General features: G+C 46.9%; 20 protein-coding genes. 14 read left to right on the top strand and 6 right to left on the bottom strand.

The window, feature by feature from the left end; genetic code table 11:
• Positions 1-12: 12 nt before the first annotated feature.
• Genes R7H07_RS13625 through R7H07_RS13595 form a run of 7 tightly spaced genes read left to right on the top strand, consistent with a single transcriptional unit; the run spans position 13 to position 5,088 of the window.
• Entirely contained in the window at positions 13-612 is a 600-nt protein-coding gene (locus tag R7H07_RS13625) for a prepilin-type N-terminal cleavage/methylation domain-containing protein (protein WP_017635010.1), read from the top strand.
• Positions 599-988, top strand: coding sequence for a type II secretion system minor pseudopilin GspI (gspI, locus tag R7H07_RS13620; RefSeq protein ID WP_017635009.1), 390 nt, complete (start codon positions 599-601; stop codon positions 986-988). The genes R7H07_RS13625 and gspI overlap by 14 nt, the downstream gene beginning before the upstream one ends.
• Positions 975-1,652, top strand: a complete 678-nt coding sequence (gene gspJ, locus R7H07_RS13615; protein ID WP_005382998.1) for a type II secretion system minor pseudopilin GspJ — start codon at positions 975-977, stop codon at positions 1,650-1,652. The genes gspI and gspJ overlap by 14 nt, the downstream gene beginning before the upstream one ends.
• Positions 1,645-2,655 (top strand): type II secretion system minor pseudopilin GspK, encoded by a 1,011-nt coding sequence (gspK, locus tag R7H07_RS13610; protein WP_005379302.1) that lies wholly within the window; start codon positions 1,645-1,647, stop codon positions 2,653-2,655. The genes gspJ and gspK overlap by 8 nt, the downstream gene beginning before the upstream one ends.
• Positions 2,624-3,826 (top strand): type II secretion system protein GspL, encoded by a 1,203-nt coding sequence (gspL, locus tag R7H07_RS13605; protein ID WP_206959427.1) that lies wholly within the window; start codon positions 2,624-2,626, stop codon positions 3,824-3,826. The genes gspK and gspL overlap by 32 nt, the downstream gene beginning before the upstream one ends.
• 7 nt (positions 3,827-3,833) lie before the next feature.
• Positions 3,834-4,325: a type II secretion system protein M gene (locus tag R7H07_RS13600; RefSeq protein ID WP_005383002.1), complete on the top strand. Its 492-nt coding sequence runs from the start codon at positions 3,834-3,836 to the stop codon at positions 4,323-4,325.
• A 1-nt stretch (position 4,326) separates the two neighbouring features.
• Positions 4,327-5,088, top strand: coding sequence for a type II secretion system protein N (locus tag R7H07_RS13595; protein ID WP_017635007.1), 762 nt, complete (start codon positions 4,327-4,329; stop codon positions 5,086-5,088).
• A 292-nt stretch (positions 5,089-5,380) separates the two neighbouring features.
• Here R7H07_RS13595 and cysQ read toward each other — a convergent pair whose 3' ends face one another.
• From cysQ to R7H07_RS13575, 4 genes are all read right to left on the bottom strand, one after another.
• Positions 5,381-6,208 carry a 3'(2'),5'-bisphosphate nucleotidase CysQ gene (cysQ, locus tag R7H07_RS13590; RefSeq protein ID WP_005379308.1) on the bottom strand — a complete coding sequence of 276 codons (828 nt, stop codon included), beginning with the start codon at positions 6,206-6,208 and terminating at the stop codon, positions 5,381-5,383.
• A 44-nt stretch (positions 6,209-6,252) separates the two neighbouring features.
• Positions 6,253-6,822, bottom strand: coding sequence for an ADP compounds hydrolase NudE (gene nudE / locus R7H07_RS13585; RefSeq protein WP_005379309.1), 570 nt, complete (start codon positions 6,820-6,822; stop codon positions 6,253-6,255).
• A gap of 176 nt (positions 6,823-6,998) precedes the next feature.
• A complete protein-coding gene (gene nfuA, locus R7H07_RS13580; protein WP_005379313.1) occupies positions 6,999-7,583 on the bottom strand; it encodes a Fe-S biogenesis protein NfuA in 585 nt (194 codons plus the stop codon).
• 97 nt (positions 7,584-7,680) lie between these two features.
• Complete coding sequence (locus R7H07_RS13575; RefSeq protein ID WP_033905914.1) at positions 7,681-8,406, bottom strand: amidophosphoribosyltransferase; 726 nt, start codon at positions 8,404-8,406, stop codon at positions 7,681-7,683.
• An 84-nt stretch (positions 8,407-8,490) separates the two neighbouring features.
• On the opposite strand from R7H07_RS13575, the gene bioH reads away from it, so the two are divergent.
• A complete protein-coding gene (bioH, locus tag R7H07_RS13570; RefSeq protein WP_047103874.1) occupies positions 8,491-9,258 on the top strand; it encodes a pimeloyl-ACP methyl ester esterase BioH in 768 nt (255 codons plus the stop codon).
• Between the two features lie 124 nt (positions 9,259-9,382).
• Complete coding sequence (locus R7H07_RS13565) at positions 9,383-9,847, top strand: hypothetical protein (RefSeq protein WP_005379316.1); 465 nt, start codon at positions 9,383-9,385, stop codon at positions 9,845-9,847.
• Between the two features lie 104 nt (positions 9,848-9,951).
• On the opposite strand, the gene R7H07_RS13560 is transcribed toward R7H07_RS13565, so the two are convergent.
• Positions 9,952-12,273: a Tex family protein gene (locus R7H07_RS13560; protein ID WP_206959426.1), complete on the bottom strand. Its 2,322-nt coding sequence runs from the start codon at positions 12,271-12,273 to the stop codon at positions 9,952-9,954.
• Positions 12,274-12,502: 229 nt separating this feature from the next.
• On the opposite strand from R7H07_RS13560, the gene R7H07_RS13555 reads away from it, so the two are divergent.
• The 5 genes from R7H07_RS13555 (at position 12,503) to envZ (ending at position 17,737) form a co-directional block, all read left to right on the top strand.
• Positions 12,503-14,383, top strand: a complete 1,881-nt coding sequence (locus R7H07_RS13555; protein WP_086013892.1) for an ATP-dependent zinc protease — start codon at positions 12,503-12,505, stop codon at positions 14,381-14,383.
• A gap of 117 nt (positions 14,384-14,500) precedes the next feature.
• Positions 14,501-14,992 (top strand): transcription elongation factor GreB, encoded by a 492-nt coding sequence (greB, locus tag R7H07_RS13550; protein WP_005379321.1) that lies wholly within the window; start codon positions 14,501-14,503, stop codon positions 14,990-14,992.
• Between the two features lie 105 nt (positions 14,993-15,097).
• Entirely contained in the window at positions 15,098-15,493 is a 396-nt protein-coding gene (locus R7H07_RS13545; RefSeq protein ID WP_017635004.1) for a DUF1090 domain-containing protein, read from the top strand.
• Between the two features lie 129 nt (positions 15,494-15,622).
• Positions 15,623-16,342: a two-component system response regulator OmpR gene (gene ompR / locus R7H07_RS13540; RefSeq protein ID WP_005379333.1), complete on the top strand. Its 720-nt coding sequence runs from the start codon at positions 15,623-15,625 to the stop codon at positions 16,340-16,342.
• A gap of 102 nt (positions 16,343-16,444) precedes the next feature.
• Positions 16,445-17,737, top strand: a complete 1,293-nt coding sequence (envZ, locus tag R7H07_RS13535; RefSeq protein WP_017820700.1) for a two-component system sensor histidine kinase EnvZ — start codon at positions 16,445-16,447, stop codon at positions 17,735-17,737.
• 72 nt (positions 17,738-17,809) lie between these two features.
• Here envZ and R7H07_RS13530 read toward each other — a convergent pair whose 3' ends face one another.
• Positions 17,810-19,198 (bottom strand): uracil-xanthine permease family protein, encoded by a 1,389-nt coding sequence (locus tag R7H07_RS13530; RefSeq protein WP_005379335.1) that lies wholly within the window; start codon positions 19,196-19,198, stop codon positions 17,810-17,812.
• Between the last annotated feature and the right edge of the window lie 96 nt (positions 19,199-19,294).

Below are 19,294 nucleotides of genomic sequence, written 5' to 3'. Positions count from 1 at the left end.
CTAATGAAACAAATGCGAAAACATAACGGTTTTACATTGATAGAAATTCTATTGGTGCTGGTTTTGCTATCTCTTACGGCTGTGGCCGTGATCTCGACGTTACCGACTAGCCAAAAAGATCTTTCCAAACAGTATGCTCAAAGCTTTTTTCAGCGTTTACAGCTGCTCAATGAAGAAGCGGTGCTGAGCGGTAAAGATTTTGGCGTTCGAGTGGATGATGCCAAATCGACCTACGCTCTACTGAGTTTAACCTCAGAAGGTTGGCAGCCTCTGAAATTAAAGCAGATTCCGAGCAAAACCAAGCTAGAAGAAGATATTACGCTACAACTCGAACTCGGCGGTGGTGCTTGGGATAATGATGAGCGCTTATTCAAACCAGGTTCTCTTTTTGATGAAGACATGTTCGCAGAAGAAGAGGACGAAAAGAAAATTGAGCCACCGCAAGTGTTTATCTTTTCCAGCGCCGAAGTCACGCCATTTACCCTATCTTTTTTTCCGCAAAATGGTGATGCCTTTAATGACGGTTGGCGAGTCATTGGCAAAGAAAGTGGACAAATTTTGTTATTAGCTCCGGGCGAAGAAGTGAAAGAGGATGAGAATGCGCAATTTTAAGCAAGCTCGCCCCAATTTGAGTCATCGCCGGACGAGAGGCATGACCTTACTGGAAGTATTGGTCGCACTGGCCATTTTCGCCACCGCTGCCATCAGTGTCATTCGCTCTGTGAGCCAGCATATTAATACAATCAGTTATCTAGAAGAAAAAATGTTTGCAGCCATGGTTGTGGATAATCAGATGGCAAATGTGATGTTGAATACCGGAGAACTCAAAGCGAAAAACGGCACAGAAGAGCTGGCAGGACGCACTTGGTTCTGGAAAGTCACGCCAGTCGCCACGACGCAGCCATTGCTGAAAGCATTTGATGTAAGCGTCTCGGTAGAGAAAAGCGCGAGCCCTGTAGTAACGGTACGAAGCTATGTGGCGCAATAATCATCCCCGCGCAAACACGCGCCAAAGGGTAAAAGGTTTTACACTTATTGAAGTGTTGGTATCGATTGCCATCTTTGCCAGTTTAAGTGTCGCAGCGTACCAAGTGGTATCGCAAGTACAGCGTAGCAATGCGCTATCACAAGAACGAACCCAACGCTTAAACGAAATTCAGCGTGCCATGGTGATGATGGATAACGATTTTCGTCAAATGGCGATGCGTCAAACACGTACTAATGGTGAAGAGCCTGCTAGCCGGCTAATTTTTTGGTCCGATTACCTGTTGGACTCCGATACTAAAGGGCTGATGTTTGCCCGTTTAGGTTGGCACAACCCTCAGCAGCAGTTCCCTCGTGGAGAAGTAACCAAGGTTGGCTATCGCTTAAAAGAAGAAACACTGCAGCGAGTATGGTGGCGCTACCCTGATACGCCGGTTGGGCAACAAGGCACTGTTACTCCATTGCTAACGCAGGTCGAGTCATTTGATATGCGTTTCTATGATGGTAAGCAATGGAAAAAAGAGTGGGCTGAAGAAAAAGCGCTGCCGAAAGCGGTTTCTGTTGTTCTCACTCTCAAAGACTATGGAGAAATTGTCCGCACTTATCTCACTCCTGATGGCACATTGAGTCAGAAAGAGGAAAGTTCAGGAGACAGCAATAATGGTTAACCGTCAGCGCGGTGTTGCTTTGATTATAGTGTTGATGTTGCTGGCGATTATGGCGACGGTTGCTGCCAGTATGTCAGAACGTTTGTTCTTGCAGTTTCAGCGAGGTGCTAATCAAATCAATTACCAGCAAGCGTATTGGTACAGCCTTGGCGTCGAGGCGCTAGCAAAAGTGGGTATCGAGCAAAGTTATAAAGACACCGACACGATTAATATGAGTCAACCGTGGGCGATAAAAGAGCAAGTCTATCCGTTAGATTATGGTCAAGCGGCGGGACGAATTAGAGACAAGCAAGCGTGCTTTAATCTAAATGTATTGAGTCGTGTGCAACCAACGGGTCAGCAAATTACAAGACCATATTTAGTGAATGTATTGCAGCGCCTATTAGAAGAGTTGGATGTCGAGCCATATCAAGCAGAAATCATTGCAGACTCTACTTGGGAATACATTGATGCTGATGACTCTGTCCGTTCGACTACTGGGGTTGAAGACAGCACATATGAAGCGATGAAACCTTCCTATTTGGCATCAAATGGTTGGATGGCAGATGCTTCCGAGTTACGGGCTGTCTATCAGGTGAGTGGTGAAATTTTCCAAAAATTGGAGCCGTTGGTCTGTGCATTGCCAAGTGATGACTGGCGTTTAAACGTGAATACGATTGATGTTGAGCAAGCTCCGATTTTGGTGGCAATGTTCTCACCAAACTTAAGCAGTAGTGATGCGATTCAGCTAATTGAAAAACGCCCATTTGATGGGTGGGATAGCATTGATGAATTTTTAGCAGAGTCAGAAATGGCTGGCTTAAGTGAAGATGTAAAGAAAAACGCCAAAGGCTATTTGGGTGTAGATAGCGCCTTTTTTGAATTGGATGCACAAGTGTTGGTGGATGAATCACGTGTACGTATCCGAAGCCTTTTGCAAAGTACAAATAGAGAAACGGTGACCGTAGTTCGCCGTCGTTTTGGAGGGATCAGTGAGCGAGTTTCTGACCGTTCGGCTGAGTAGCGAACAACAAAGTACCATTCCTTGGGTGGTGTGGTCGACAGATCAACAGGAAGTGATTGCTAGCGGTGAAATCGCCGGGTGGGAACACTTAGATGAATTGGTCTCATATGCTGGTCAGCGCCAAGTTGTGGCGCTGTTGGCGAGTAATGATGTGGTCCTGACGCAAGTGGATATACCACCTGGTGCAACACGCCAATTCGAGGCGATGTTACCGTACTTAGTGGAAGACGAAGTTGCTCAGGACGTTGATGGCCTGCACTTTAGCGTGTTGGGTAAACAAGCGGATAAAGCGCAGATTTGCGCAGTTGAACGTGCTTGGATTCAGACTGTACTGCAACGTTTCTCAAGCCAAGGTATCGCCATTAAACGCATTTTACCCGATGTGCTTGCGTTACCGGTTCGTGGAGATCACAGCAGTGCTGCAATGATTGGCGAGCAATGGCTAATTCGTCACTCTGCGACAGAGGGCGCGGTTGTCGACGCTTCTTGGTTAGACCTTTACCTCTCTTCTTATCTACAAAATCATGAAGGTTGGAAGCTCGATTGCTTTAGCTCGGTCCCGGAATCTGCGTTACCTGAAATATGGGATCCGCAACCAGAAGATATGACGATGGCTTTACTGGCGAAGGGGGTGACAGAAAGCAAAGTCAATTTGCTGACTGGGAGCTTCAAGCCGAAATCTTCTTGGGGTAAATACTGGAAGCTCTGGCAAAAAGCCACCATTGCTGCGGGGGTGCTTATCGTCGTTATGGTTGCGCAGCAGTTGCTCGTGGTCCATAAGTACGAAGCACAAGCTCAAGCGTATCGTGAGGAGAGTGAGCGTATTTTCCGCCAGGTGTTCCCAAATAAACGACGCATTCCTACCGTTAGTTACCTCAAACGACAAATGGATGATGAAGAGCGCCGCTTATCTGGTGGAAGTGGTCAGCAGGCAATGTTGTCATGGTTGGCGGCATTACCCGCGACGCTTGGTCAGGTCAGTGACTTGGAGATCACTAGCTTTAAATACGACGGACAACGTGGCGAAGTACGTATTCAGGCTCGTAGTTCAGACTTCCAACCTTTTGAGCAGGCTCGTGTGAAATTGGCAGAGAAGTTTAATGTTGAGCAAGGTCAGTTGAACCGTAGCGATAACGTTGTGGTTGGCAGCTTTGTTTTGAAGCGTTTGTGAGGTGATGATGAAAAATTTAATTTCTCAAGCTCAGGTTTGGTGGAGCAGCATCTCGCAGCGTGAGCAGCGTTTGGTCATGGGATGTGGCGCTATTGCCGTTATCGGTATTATTTATTGGGGTTTATTACAGCCAATGAGTCAACGTGCGGAGCTAGCTCAGTCACGTATTCAAAGTGAAAAGCAGTTGCTAGCTTGGGTACAAGATAAAGCGGATGGCATCACTGCACTGCGAAAAAGCAGCGGTGTGAGCTACTCTAGTCAACCGTTGAATCAGTTGGTTTCTTCTTCAGCTCGTCGTTATAAAGTTGAGTTGATTCGAGTACAACCTCGTAATGAGAGCGTTCAAGTGTGGATCAAACCACTCGCGTTTAATCAACTAGTGGATTGGTTACGTTACTTGAAAGAGCAACAGGGTATTGAAGTCGAATTTTTAGATATCGACCGAACAGAGCAAGCGGGCATGATCGATGTAAACCGCCTTCAGTTTAAGCGAGGTTAAGGTGAAGCGAGCAGTACTTTACGTTGTTATCTTTATCGTCTTTTTTTCAGTCAGTCTTTTAATGGGATTACCAGTCTCTTGGGTGTTACAACAAGCACCAACAGTGAGAGGCCTGGACATTCAAGGAGCCAACGGTTCGGTATGGCAAGGTCAAGCTGCTAGTATTCGTTGGCAGCGCCAGAACCTTGGAGAAGTTAATTGGGATTTCCAATGGTCGAGTCTACTGACAGGTAAAGCTGAGTTTGCTGTGCGCTTTGGTCGTGGTAGTGAAATGGACGTTCGTGGGCGCGGTTTTGTCGGCTATAGCTTAAGTGATGGCCCTTATGCCAAAAACTTAGTTGCCTCGATTCCGGCGGTAAAAGTTGTTGAGCAAGCGCGCCTCCCTGTGCCTGTTGGTGTTGATGGGCAGCTTGAGCTGAATATTCGTCATGCGACTTATGCTGCGCCTTGGTGTAAGAACGGTGAAGGCACTTTAGTATGGAATGCCAGTGGTATTCAAAGCCCCGTTGGCAGCTTAGATCTCGGTCCTGTGATTGCCGATATAAACTGTCAGGATAGTGTATTGACGGCAACTGGTGAGCAGAGCAGCAAACAAGTCTCTGCGGCGTTTTCCGCTGAACTGATGCCTAATCAACGGTACTCAACCAAAGCGTGGTTCAAACCTGGTGCAGAGTTCCCATCCAGCATGGGGGAGCAACTGAAATGGTTGGGTAAGCCGAATGCTCAAGGTCAATATGAGTTTAATTACCAAGGGCGCTTCTAACCTATCGTGACAAAATCCAATATCTTAAAAGAGCTGCTATTGTGCAGCTCTTTTTGCTTTTGGATCATCGTAAGCTAAAACCTCTATTCGCTGTACATTGGGAATGAATGGAAATTTAAAGCCATGATTTTTAATTGATTTGTTTTCTTTCGTTCAGCTTTACAGGCAATTGGAACATAGTAGGCCAAATACTCCAAGTGCTGTACAGAAGGTCAAAAAGAAAAGGCCACGAAGATATTCGTGGCCTTTCTATTGCTAGAATTTTGTGCTCTAAATTTTACCGATAGGGCGCTTAATCTTTGCGTTGTAAAATCTCATTCCAAGGTAAATCCGCATCACCAAGAACAATAAAGTTCGGGTTTTCTAGTGTTTCCCGCTCGTTATATGACAGCGGTTCTAATTGCGTGCTGAGAATACGTCCGCCAGCTTCTTCAACAATGCATTGTGTCGCAGCGGTGTCCCACTCACCTGTTGGACCTAGTCGGAGATAGCAATCTACCGCCCCTTCCGCGACGAGGCATGCTTTCAATGCTGCAGAACCGAGCGGTATTAAGTCGTAATTCCAGGCGCTGCTCATACGGTTAGTAATACGATTGATGTCTTGGCGACGACTAATAGCAATTGCGATGCTTTGCTCTGGCTGTTCGTGTTTGTGTGTATGGATTTTGACGCTGTCCGACATGTCGGGAATTTTCCAGGCGCCTTTGCCATTATAAGCGTAGTAAGTCACGCCAGATACAGGGCCGTAAACGACGCCCATGGTTGGTCGATTGTTGTCGACCAACGCAATAATAGTGGCAAAGTCACCACTGCGAGCGATGAATTCTTGAGTACCATCAAGAGGGTCGACTAACCAATAACGTTCCCACTGAGCGCGTTGCTCTAAGCTTATGTCTGCGTCTTCTTCTGACAACACGGGAATGTCAGGCGTCAGATCACTCAAGCGTTCAGTGATGAACTTGTGAGCTGCAATATCCGCACTTGTTACGGGAGTTTCGTCACTTTTGGTGTAGGCCTCGTATTGCTTCTTTTCATATATTTCGAGGATCATTTGCCCAGCACTGCGGGCAATCTCGATGACTTGAGGAAGTAGGTGAGATAGATCTTTTGTCATTGGCATAAGTGATAGTCCTTACTCACAGTGTTATTCGGTTCTAATGACCGTTATTGGTTATGCTTGTGAGTGGTGTTTGGTAAGTGTTTCAGTGCCAACATTAGCGCTGTGATGCTTCGTGCTTCACAGAAATCCATGTGAGTTAATAACTCTTCGGCTTGCGCAAGTGGCCAACGCACAATTTCCAGTGGTTCAGGCTCATCGCCTTCTTGCTTCTCTGGATAAAGCGCCTGTCCTAAAAATAGAGTCATTTTGCTCGAAAAGTAAGATGGCGCGAGGATAACTTGTTTCAACGGGGTTAACTGATTACAGCCAAAGCCGATTTCTTCTTTTAACTCACGATCCGCAGCTTGGTGTGGTGTTTCTCCTGGGTCAATCAGCCCTTTTGGGAAACCTAGCTCGTAACGTTCAGTTCCAGCGGCGTATTCACGCACCAGTAATAAATCGCCTTGTTCTGTTACAGGGACTACCATTACAGCATCTCGTCCACTTGGCTTCATACGCTCATAAGTACGATGCTCACCATTGGAAAAACGAAGGTCGAGCGCTTCCACAGCAAACAGTTTGGATTTTGCAACCGTCTGGCATGAGAGTATCTCTGGTGGGGTTCGTTTCGGCATGACGCTGGCTCCTTGGTGTCGTTGGCGTTTACGAGATGCGTAAGATTCTTAATATATGAGAACTCCGCCTGAGTTTCTAGCGGATTTTACGAGTCGAGCTAAGCATCTCAGCATCACCTCAGTATCGATACAAAAATGGGAGACCGAAGCCTCCCATTTTCTGACAGTGTTTACTCTTAGTAGTAAGAGTGATCACCACGGTCATGTTCTGTAGCATCACGAACTGCGGTTAGTTCACCAATGAACTGGTTTAGCAGCTCTTTCTCGATGCCTTCTTTTAGTGTTACGTCAACCATAGAACAGCCATTACAACCGCCACCAAATGCAACAATCGCAACACCGTCTTCAGTGATCTCAACCAAGTTTACGTGACCACCGTGGCCAGCAAGTTGTGGGTTCACTTGAGTTTGGATAACGTACTCAACGCGCTCAACCAGTGGTGCGTCGTCCGCAACTTTACGCATTTTAGCGTTAGGTGCTTTTAGCGTTAACTGAGAGCCCATTTTATCGGTAACAAAATCGATTTCAGCGTCTTCAAGGAATGGCAGGCTTAGCTCATCAACGTAAGCTGAAAAACCGCTGTAAGAGAGTTCAGTGTCGGTCGATTCTACTGCTTCTGGTGGACAGTAAGACACGCCACACTCAGCGTTTTGTGTACCTGGGTTCACAACGAAAATACGAATGTTAGTGCCTTCAGGTTGTTGACCTAAAAGGTTAGCGAAATGCGTTTGCGCAGTTTCTGTAATAGTAATATTTGACACGACGAATACCCGAGTAAATTTGTAGGTTACTGCTGCTATTCTACTCTTGTTGACGTATGGGTCTAGTCTTTTTGATGCTAAGGCATGGCGAAGCGATCTAGAGAGAACGAGGAGCAGGTGTTCTGCAGATGCAGTAAATATCGATGCTTTCTACGCCAACTTCAAGTAGTAAATGACATAATTGTCGGACGGTACTGCCTGTGGTGACTACATCATCGACGATGGCAACATGGGAAGAGTGAGGGCGCTTATTGAGAATAAACGCGCCTTTTAAGTTTTGTTCACGGCTTGTTTTGGTATTACCACGCTGTGATTGGGCGAGCCTTACTCGACGAAAGACCTTCGCATCAAAATTAGTCTGCAATTGCTTGGCGAGGTGTCGGGCTAAAACATCACTTTGATTAAAACCCCGGCGCAGGTAACGCTGCCAGTGCAATGGCACACTGGTAATGATTGGAGCTGGCGTGGTGATGCGCTGTGCCAGTTGCTCGGTTAATGCTTTTACATGCCAAGACTCTCCGTGATCTTTAAAGCGTTGTACTTCCCGTGAAAGGGGAAAGTCGTAATCGCCTAACGTGTATAGCCTTTGCCATGGCGGTGGCTTTGAAAGACATTCACCACAAATACTATCCGTACTCATTTCTTCTTTCTGTAATGATAAACCGCAGCGTTGACATCGTTTTACCGGAGTTAGGTATTTTAAACAGTGCTCGCACCAGCGCAGAGTATTTGTGTGGCTTGGTGTTTGAATAGGGAACCGACACAGGCCGCATTGACTGCTCAATACGCGATGCATGATGTTTTGCCAGTGATGAGATAACATAGCGTTTATTCATGGTGATATTTTACTCAGCCTAACGCTTGGCTGAAGCCGTAGGGAATAAAATAAGTGGGAGAGATTGAGAGCATGAGCACGAAATTACACTGGCAGTCATTTGGTCAGGGACCAGATTTGGTGTTACTTCATGGTTGGGGCATGAATGGTGCGGTATGGCAGCAGACAGTCGAGTCTCTTCAACCTTATTTCCGAGTTCATGTGGTTGACCTTCCGGGGTACGGACATAGCGCCGAATCTCATGCTGAAGATTTAGACCATATTGCTAACTTGGTGGTGCAAGGTGCTCCAGAGAAAGCGATTTGGCTTGGTTGGTCCCTCGGAGGTTTAGTGGCGACGCATGTGGCATTAAATATGCCCGAGCGCGTGGCTAAGTTGATTACGGTTGCCAGCTCACCTAAATTTGCCGCAGAAAAACCGTGGCGTGGCATTCAACCGGATGTACTGAGTGCGTTCACCTCTCAGTTGCTAGAAGATTTCTCACTGACCATTGAGCGCTTTATGGCGTTGCAAGCGATGGGCAGCCCATCAGCGCGTAAAGACGTTAAACAGCTCAAGCAAGCGGTACTATCGCGCCCTCAGCCAAACCCTGAATCGCTGTTGGTTGGGCTAAACATCCTTGCTGATGTGGATCTGCGCGATGCGTTGACGTCTCTTTCTGTTCCAATGTTGCGTCTTTATGGCCGTTTAGATGGGTTGGTGCCAATTAAAGTAGCTAACGATTTAAGTGAACAGTTGCCTCATACCCAGCAGTTTGTTTTTAATCAGTCCTCTCATGCGCCTTTTATCACCGAACATGACGAATTTTGTGTTCAAATCCGAGAGTTTGCTCACGATTGAGCAAGTGCGAGCGGAAATACCTCAAGTTGTTTAAAAAGTGGTCGATATAAAGGCTGGTGAGGTTTTATTAGCCAATAAAGCTAAGCCATATTGACGAGTTGGGCGACTCTGAGGAGGGTTCGCAATGATTGTGTCACCGACCAACGTAAGTGTGCCACTGATCGCCCCATCCGTGAATGTGCAGACGGAACAAGCAGCTCGCGACAATAAAGTCCGAGAGCCTGTAACGCCAACGGTCGCATTGGCCAAAACCAATGCAGAGCGAAAAGTAAAAGGTGACGACAAGCGCCGACGTCAGTCTTCTTGGGATCCTTCAGAGCATCCTGATTATGATATGGAAACGGAAGTCGACACGCGTTATCAAGAAGAGCCGGAAGATACACTAGAACGGCTTTTTAGTTTGCTTGCGCTCAAATCGTATAGTGAAGACCAGGGGAAAGGCTACGCGATCCGCTTTCGCTTACCAAAGCGCATTTTGGATGCTGCGATCAATGAAGGATTAATGGAAAAGCGCAGGAAGGTGATCAAGTTTCATTATGGTCATGCAGTCGCTCCCCATACCCCGTCAGAAGTGATAGCAGTATTATGACGACTCAATATCCTACTCAAACAAAAACGCTCCAAGCAGGTTGACTGATTGGAGCGTTTTCTTTTTAGTTATGAAAGCTCGTTAGCGGTGAAGCCTAGGTAAGGTTACTTTTTCGCTTTAGCAAACGCTGCAGCAAACGCACCGCCCATCGCGCTGTTCGATGACGAATCATCACGGCGAGGCTGACGACGCTGCGGTTGGTCATTACGACGCGGCGCTGCTGATGAGCGTTGGCTGCGGTTGTCTTGACCCGGTTCGTCGTTCATACGCATCGATAGACCAATACGCTTACGCTGCACGTCAACTTCCATCACTTTCACTTTGACGATGTCGCCAGCTTTCACCACTTCACGTGGGTCAGACACATAACGATCTGTCAGTACAGAAATATGCACAAGACCATCTTGGTGAACGCCGATATCAACGAAGGCACCGAAGTTGGCTACGTTAGACACCACGCCTTCTAGAATCATGCCCGGTTCCAAGTCAGATACCGAGTTTACACCTTCTGCAAAGGTCGCCGTTTTGAATTCTGGACGTGGGTCACGACCCGGCTTATCCAGCTCTTTGATGATGTCTGTAATGGTTGGAACGCCGAAGTTATCGTCGGTGTAATCGACCGCATGCAGACCTTTTAGGAAGCTAGAATCACCAATTAGCGCTTTGATATCTTTGTTGTTCTTTTCAGAAATCGCTTTGACCACTGGGTACGCTTCTGGGTGAACCGCAGACGCATCAAGTGGGTTCTTACCATCCATAATACGCAGGAAGCCCGCACACTGCTCGAACGCCTTAGGACCTAAACGAGGTACTTTCTTCAAGGTTGTACGTGCTTCGAAGCGACCGTTTTCATCGCGGAAGTCGACAATGTTCTGCGCGATGGTGCTTGATAAGCCTGCTACGCGCGTCAGTAGCGCCGCAGAAGCAGTGTTCACATCAACACCAACCGCGTTTACACAGTCTTCCACAATCGCATCTAGGCGTTTTGCCAACATAGATTGGCTTACATCGTGCTGGTATTGACCCACACCAATAGATTTCGGATCAATTTTCACGAGTTCAGCCAATGGATCTTGCAAACGACGTGCAATCGACACTGCACCACGCAGTGATACGTCCATATTCGGGAACTCTTTTGCTGCAAGCTCAGACGCTGAGTAAACCGAAGCCCCCGCTTCACTTACGATGATCTTCTGAACTTTCAGGTTGCCACGTTTGATGACGTCTGCGACAAAGCTGTCGGTTTCACGTGAAGCCGTACCGTTACCAATCGCAATCAAATCCACGTTGTACTTACGCACCAACTGCTCAACGATTTGTGCTGACTTGTCGTATTGTTTTTGTGGTGGGTGAGGGTAGATGGTTTCGGTTGCAAGCACTTTACCTGTTGAGTCGACAACCGCGATTTTTGAACCTGTACGCAGACCCGGATCTAGACCAAGTGTTGCACGAGGGCCAGCCGGTGCTGCCATCAACAAGTCTTTTAGGTTAGTGGCGAATACTTCAATCGCTTCGATTTCAGCGCGCTCTTTCATTGCGCCCATTAGCTCGGTTTCCATGTGCATCGATACTTTGATGCGCCATGCCCAGCTGATCACTTGCTTACGCCAGGTATCCGCCGGTGCGCTGCTTAGCGTCACGCCATAATGGTCGGCGATAATCGTTTCGCAGTAAGACTGACGAGCACCTTCTTCCTGTTCTGGATCGGCATTCATTGCCAATGTCAGGAAGCCTTCGTTACGGCCGCGTAGCATCGCCAGTGCGCGGTGCGATGGCACTTTGCTTAGGGGCTCGTTGTGGTTGAAGTAATCTTTAAACTTCTCGCCTTCTTGCTCTTTGCCTTCAACGACTCGTGAAACCAGTTCCGCATTGCGATTTAAGTGGTTGCGAATTTTTTCCAGTAAGTTTGCGTCTTCTGCGATGCGCTCCATGATGATCGCGCGAGCGCCATCCAATGCAGCTTTGGTGTCTGCGATGCCTTTGTCTGCATCAAGGTATTTGCTTGCTTCGCTTTCTGGCTCGGTTTGTGGATGATTCCAAAGCTGATCTGCGAGTGGTTCAAGACCAGCTTCAATCGCGATCTGACCTTTCGTACGACGCTTGGGTTTGTAAGGTAGGTATAAGTCTTCAAGACGAGTTTTGCTGTCTGCCTGCGCGATCTCTTGTTCTAGCTCTGGCGTCAGTTTGCCTTGCTCTTGGATTGATTTGAGGATGGTTTGACGGCGATCATCCATTTCACGAAGGTAAGACAGACGGCTGTCCAAAGTACGAAGCTGGGTATCATCAAGGCCCCCCGTCACCTCTTTGCGGTAACGTGCAATAAAAGGGACAGTGTTGCCATCATCAATTAGGGTGACAGCGGCGTTGACTTGCTCTGGGCGAACATTCAGTTCTTGAGCAATCATGCGACAGATAGCTTGGCTCATCCGTGTTTTCTCTTTTAATTCGGTTTTGGTTGTATAGAACATTGGGGTCGTTCGAAGAATTTGCAATGTTTTAAATTAACGAGGCAAAAATTTACCGGGCGCTGGTGGACATCAGTCAGATTTATGTCAAAACTGTAATTAAATTGAGAACTTATATCCGCAGTTATCGACTAACCTAATTCCACGGTTGTTGATATCACTAAATGTACCTCGGCTTATACGGATAATCATGATGAAAAAAATGTCTTTGGCGTTAGCGCTTACGAGTGCCTTACTTGTCGCCCCGCTTAGTTGGGCGCAGTCTATCTCAGGAACCACACAAGCTCCCGTTTATCAGCTCGATAACAAATTGGTACTAGGGCGTGTGGAGAGCGTCTACTACAGTGACATTCCGGAACTAAAAGCGGTGCCATTTATTGGCAAGATTGATACTGGTGCAGATACGACATCGATGCATGCGGAGAATATCCATGTCAGTAGCTCACACCCAGATTACCAAGATTTGAAAGATAACGAGTTACTTTGGGCGATTGTCGATGACTTAGGTGGTACGAAGGCAAAGTGGGACGCCGACAGCTTTAAGCCATATCAAGTAAAGGTTAGCTTTACGGTTCCTCACCCTTATACAGGGAAGGAAATACAGATTACCGATGATCTGGAAAGAGTGAGCGCGATTCGCAGTCGAACAAGCAAAAAGCCCATCCTACGCCCGACAATAAAAATGCCGATGACAATCGCTGGTCACACCGTTGATACGGAAGTGAACCTGACCAAGCGTACGCAATTCTCTTCTCCTATCTTGATTGGTAAAACCTATCTCGATGATAACGCATGGGTCTTCGCTGGTTACGATTACCTTCAAGAACAGCCACGCGCAAAAATGATTGGCAAAAAAGAGACGGTTGAAGTCGAAGGTGTGCCATATAAGATCAGCATCTCAACTTCTAGCCGTTATACCAACGTCCATGCACTGGACATCAAGGTAGACAAAAAGCATAACGAAGTCTCTTTTATGTTAGAGGGCGAGAATGGCAAGCGTCATCCAATGACATTACCCTTGGTACGAATGCTGAAAACGACCAAAAGCGAGCGCCCTTTAGTCTATTTACCCGTCAAAGTCGGCGAAAATGAAACTCAACGTTGGTTGGTGTATCTGCGTGATCGCAGTAAGTTCAGTTCGCAAATTCGCTTAGGTCGGGACGTCGCGAGTCAGCACTTTGTTATTGATACGGACAGAGAAAATCTACTGGGTGGCGTAGAAAAAACGTTCAAAAGCGCACTCAAATCAAAACCTCTTGTCGTTTCACCAGAAGAACAGGTCACCATTGATGGTTATACCGTCCCTGCTTACCCCACTTTTACTGTGAAAACGCCATTACTGCGTGTAAATGGGTTTGAAGTAACAGAAAAAGGTAAGGATGAATCCGTCACGTTTTATTTAATGAACGATGAGGGGAAAGAAGAAAAAATCACCAAACCAGTGTTGAAAAAGCTCAAGGTTGGCAGCGCGGTTCGCCCTGTTGTCGAAGGAGACTTTCTTCTCGGTAGAAAAGACACATCAATGAAGTTTGCGCTCGATGTGCTTGATGAGGGTGACACTCAACCCTTTTTCGTCTTTGGTCATGACATAGCCAAGGGTGGTGTGTTGCTGAACACTCGCGCAGACCATCTACTAGATGCAAGGCCACTTTTCAAAGCTGGCCATATCGAAGTGGCGGAAGTTGAGGGGATGTCTTTCCCTGTGAAGTTAGACACGGGTGCAGATGTAAGCTCAATCAATGCTAAGAACATCAAGCAGTTTAAGAAAGACGGCAAAGACATGGTGAGCTTTACCTATGAGAACGATCTTGGCATGAAACAGGCGTTTACCAAGCCTGTTGTTGATGTCATGCGTATTAAAGCGAAGAAAGGTGAGAAAGCGAACGTACGCCCTGTGGTTGAAATGCATGTTAAGCTTGGCGAATTAGAGAAGAAGATCCGAGTCAACTTACAGGACCGAGGTCGCTTCCATTACAGCATGATTTTAGGTAAAAACTTCCTAAAACATGGCGCGGTTGTTTCGAGTGATACGAATTACATCGTGACGCAAAAACCGGATTACGAAAAGTAACACTCTGGCCGCCTTATCACCTTGATACCCAAAGCCTGAACAACATTGGATCTTTGGGTATATCATCTCCTTAATGCTGCCAAAGAGCAGCATTTTTTAGTTGAGATAGGAGTTAATTTGAAAACTAAGCTGATTACACGAGAAGGTTACAACAAACTCAAACAAGAGCATGATTACCTTTGGAATGAAAAGCGCCCGGAAATCACCAAGATCGTCACTTGGGCGGCGAGCCTGGGCGATCGCTCAGAAAATGCGGATTACACCTTCAATAAACGTTTACTCCGTCAGATCGACCGTCGTGTCCGCTTCCTTCGTAAATTCCTGCCAGAAGTCACGATCGTTGACTATTCTCCGCAACAAGAAGGCAAAGTCTTTTTTGGTGCATGGGTGGAAATAGAAAATGAGGCAGGAGAAGTGAAAAAGTTTCGTATTGTCGGGCCTGAAGAGATTTATGGCGATGCGAAAGACTACATCTCGATCGATTCACCTATGGCGCGAGCGATGTTGAAAAAACAAGTGGATGAAGAGTTCACGGTACGCACCCCAGAAGGTGAAAAAGAGTGGTTCATCAACTCAATTGAATATACTCAACCGGCCTCGGAAGACTGAGGCTTTATCACCGATTCAAGTCTCATGAAGTTCACTAGAAGTGACTTGGGTCTCAACGTCAGAATATTTGGTATAAAGGCATGGTGCCTTTCTCGGAGAAGTAAAATGAACAAAGCAGTCATGTGTAGTGCTGCACTAACAATAGGATTCTCACTTTCAGTTTTTGCTCAAGATGAAGTGAAAGGCTGTGACGCTAAAGAGTTAGCGGTAGAGCAGCAGCTTGAGTATGCAAAAGCGCAAGGTAATGAGCATCGCATTAAAGGCTTGGAGCAAGCACTTTCCGCTATCCAGAATGAATGCTCGGAAGGTGAGCTGCGCCAAGAGCTGCAAGCAGAAGTGGAAGAAAAAACTAAAGAAGTTGAGGAGCGAGAGGAAGAATTAGTCGAAGCTCAGCATTCAGGGAAAGCAGACAAAATTGAGAAAAAACGTCACAAGCTGGCTGAGGCACAGCAAGAGCTGCTTGAGGCCAAACGTGAACTGGAATGGAATTATGGTCAATAGTAGGTGCTGAAAATACCTGCTAGAGAGAGAATAAAGCGCTTAAGATAAAAAGAGTAACAATTTGCTTGAGCACGTTAGGAAAAACAGTGATACATTTTCGACAATAGACGCTTCTGAAAGGATGTTTCAATGCAAGAAAATCATAAAATTTTAGTGGTTGATGACGATGCTCGTTTACGTGCTCTATTGGAGCGTTACCTTTCTGAGCAAGGTTTTCAGGTACGAAGTGTCGCCAATGGCGAACAGATGGATCGCCTACTAACGCGCGAAAACTTTCACTTAATGGTGCTAGACCTAATGTTGCCTGGTGAAGATGGATTGTCAATTTGTCGTCGTCTACGCCACGCGAACAACATGTTGCCAATTTTAATGCTCACCGCGAAAGGTGATGAAGTGGATCGCATCGTGGGTCTTGAGGTAGGGGCGGATGATTATTTGCCAAAACCGTTTAACCCACGCGAATTGTTGGCTCGCATCAAGGCCGTATTACGCCGCCAAACTGTAGAGTTGCCGGGTGCACCAAGCACTGAAGAAAAAGTGGTGGAGTTCGGGGAGTTCCGACTCAATCTAGGCACTCGCGAGATGTTCCGCGGTGATGAGGCAATGCCACTCACCTCTGGAGAGTTTGCTGTCCTAAAGGCGCTCGTGATGAATGCACGTGAGCCAATGTCACGAGACAAATTGATGAACATGGCGCGTGGCCGTGAATATTCTGCAATGGAACGTTCTATTGACGTACAAATCTCACGTTTACGTCGCATGTTAGAAGACGATCCGAGCAAGCCGCGCTACATTCAAACCGTATGGGGCCTAGGTTATGTTTTCGTCCCAGACGGCAAAGAGGTGTAACCTCTTCACTCCATAGCCAGCACTTGGCTATAGCAACTTCAGCCTTCATTACCTTCCCTTTGAAGGCTGAAATTTCGCGATTAGGACCACTAGGAACGTTCCATGCGCATCCGAAGTTCATTGACACAATCTATTCTGCTGTTCATCTCTTTGCTTCTCGCGAGCCAAGTTTTCTCTTACTACGCCGTTTTTAACTACGCGTTGATGCCGAGTTTGCAGCAGTTCAATAAAATTCTCGCCCATGAGCTCAATTTGGTGCTTGATGATGAAGGACCTTTAAAGTCTGATGCACCGTTAAGGCGTCAATTGTTAGAAAGATTAGGGGTGACGGTTCATAGTCTCGATAGCGATAAGGCGATTGAATTTCATCACGCAATGTCGATTGATTTGATGTCTGAAGAAATGAGCCAAGAGCTGGGTTCGCCCACAGAAGTGCGCTTATTGCTTGGCGATGAAAGTTACATTTTGTGGATGCACATCGAAAAGTTGCCGAACTCCATCATTCGTATTCCGTTATCTGAGCTGCAAGAAGAAGATTTTGCCCCGCTGTTTCGTAACAGTTTGATTATGGCGCTGCTGATCATTGCTGGTGGTTGGTTGTTTATTCGTTTGCAAAACCGTCCACTTTTGGCTTTAGAGAGAGCCGCGAAAGACGTCGGTCGAGGTGAGATCCCGCCCCCCTTAGCAGAGAAAGGCGCATCGGAGATTCGCTCTGTAACTCGAGCCTTTAATCAAATGTCGAAAGGTATTCAAGAGCTAGAAGAAGACCGAGCCTTATTAATGGCGGGGATTAGCCATGACTTACGAACACCTCTGACGCGTATTCGCCTAGCAACAGAAATGATGTCTCCTGAGGACAGCTATCTTGCGGAGGGGATCATTAGCGATACGGAAGAATGTAATGAGATCATCAGTCAGTTTATGGATTATCTCAAACCAGTGAACCAAGAATCGTTTGAAGCGGTTGATATCAGTACGATTGCCAGTGACGTCGCCAGTTCTGAAGGTGGTTATGAGGTTGAAATTGAAACAGATCTTAATCTTAACTTGCCGCCAGCCAAAGGAAGCGCGATTGCGATTAAGCGGGCGATCAGTAACTTAGTTGTGAATGCGCTACGCTATGGCAATGGCTGGGTCAAAATCAGCACTGGTGTGACAGCAGATAAGCAGCTAGTGTGGATTTCAGTAGAGGACAACGGACCGGGTATCGAGCATTCTCAAATCGCGAGGTTATTTGAACCCTTTACGCGTGGTGACACCGCTCGCGGTAGTGAAGGCACTGGGCTAGGGTTGGCGATTGTGAAGCGTATAATCAGCCAACATTCAGGCTCTGTGGTGATGCGTAATCGCAGTGAAGGCGGTTTAATCGCTCAAATCAGCTTTCCTACCAAGTAAGTCGATGGCCCGCACCCTTTAAAACAAAAAGCCCAACCTAATTAGGTTGGGCTTTTCTTATTCTCAATAATCTTAAGACTCTTTCACTTCCTGAGGAAGTTCATCTTCGTCTTCCAGTTTCTCTGGCAGAAGTAGATTTAAAATGATCGCTGTGATGCCACCTGCTGCAACACCAGTTGAGAAAATACTCTTAATAAATTCTGGCATAAATTGCAGGATCTCTGGTTTTTGTGCGATACCAAGTCCCATTGAGAAGGATAAGGCCATGATCAGAATTGCGCGGCGATCGAGCTCAACACGAGAGATAATACGCACACCAGCGGCAGCAATCGTACCAAACATGACAATCGTTGCGCCGCCAAGTACTGGCTCAGGAATCAGCTGAACAAAGCTAGCGACGCCAGGAAACAAGCCAAGAATCACTAACATGCCAGAAATAAAGTAACCCACGTAGCGGCTCGCGACTCCTGTTAGCATGATGATGCCGTTATTCTGGCTAAACGTTGAGTTCGGGAAGCTGTTGAAAACGGCTGCGATTGCGGAGTTTAAGCCGTCTGCTAACACACCGCCCTTAATGCGTTTCATGTACACTGGGCCTTTTACTGGCTCACCAGACACTTCAGATGTTGCGGTAATATCACCGATGGCCTCTAGTGCGGTAATAAAGAAAATCAGTACCAGCGGAATGAACAGAGACCAGTCAAACGATAAGCCATATTGCATTGGTACGGGCAGTGCTACGATCTCGGTTGCGCCTAGCTGAGAAGTATCTACCATCCCCATAAAATACGCCATGATGTAGCCCACTAGCATCGCAATCACGATTGAAGCCACACGGATGTATGGGTTTTTCGAGCGGTTTAAAATCACAATTAATCCAAGTACCGTTCCAGCCAGAGCAAGTTTGTCTAAGCTGCCGAAGGTTCCTTCATTTAATGCTGCGTAGCCACCGCCCATTGATACTAAGCCGACTTGAATCAGTGTGAGACCGATAAGAGTGACGACGATGCCTGAAACGAGCGGAGTGATGATTCGGCGGGCATGCTCCAATACGCGAGATAGGAAAATTTCTGCAAATGATGCGACTAAAATCGTACCAAAAATGGCAGCCATCATGGTGCTGATGTCTGCTCCACCGGCTTTCAGCGATAGGCCTGCACCAATAATAGGACCTAAAAAGTTAAAGCTGGTGCCTTGAACAGAGAGCAAACCAGAGCCAATTGGGCCAACGGTGCGAATTTGAATAAACGAAGACACGCCTGACGCAAACAAAGACATGCTGATGATGGTATTCGTTTGGTCTGCTGGTACACCCAAAGACTGACAGATGATCAGTGACGGAGTGATAACCGCGACGAACATCGCCAATAAGTGCTGAAGTGCGGCAAAAATGGTTTGAGGCAAAGGTGGTCGATCGTTGAGTTGATAGACCAGTTCCGAAGATCGGTTTGAAGTTGTCATTGTTTGTCTCGCTAGTCGCAATATTTCCCTAGTTCTCGCTGAATGGGAGAGCAGGGTGGAGTTGACGTCGTTACCTGTGATTGCTGTTAATCAGAG

The organism is Vibrio sp. Vb1127, assembly GCF_033338735.1.
Lineage (GTDB): Bacteria > Pseudomonadota > Gammaproteobacteria > Enterobacterales > Vibrionaceae > Vibrio > Vibrio alginolyticus.
Note: the sequence above shows the minus strand (reverse complement) of the source record. Positions and strands in the feature narration are given on the sequence as shown.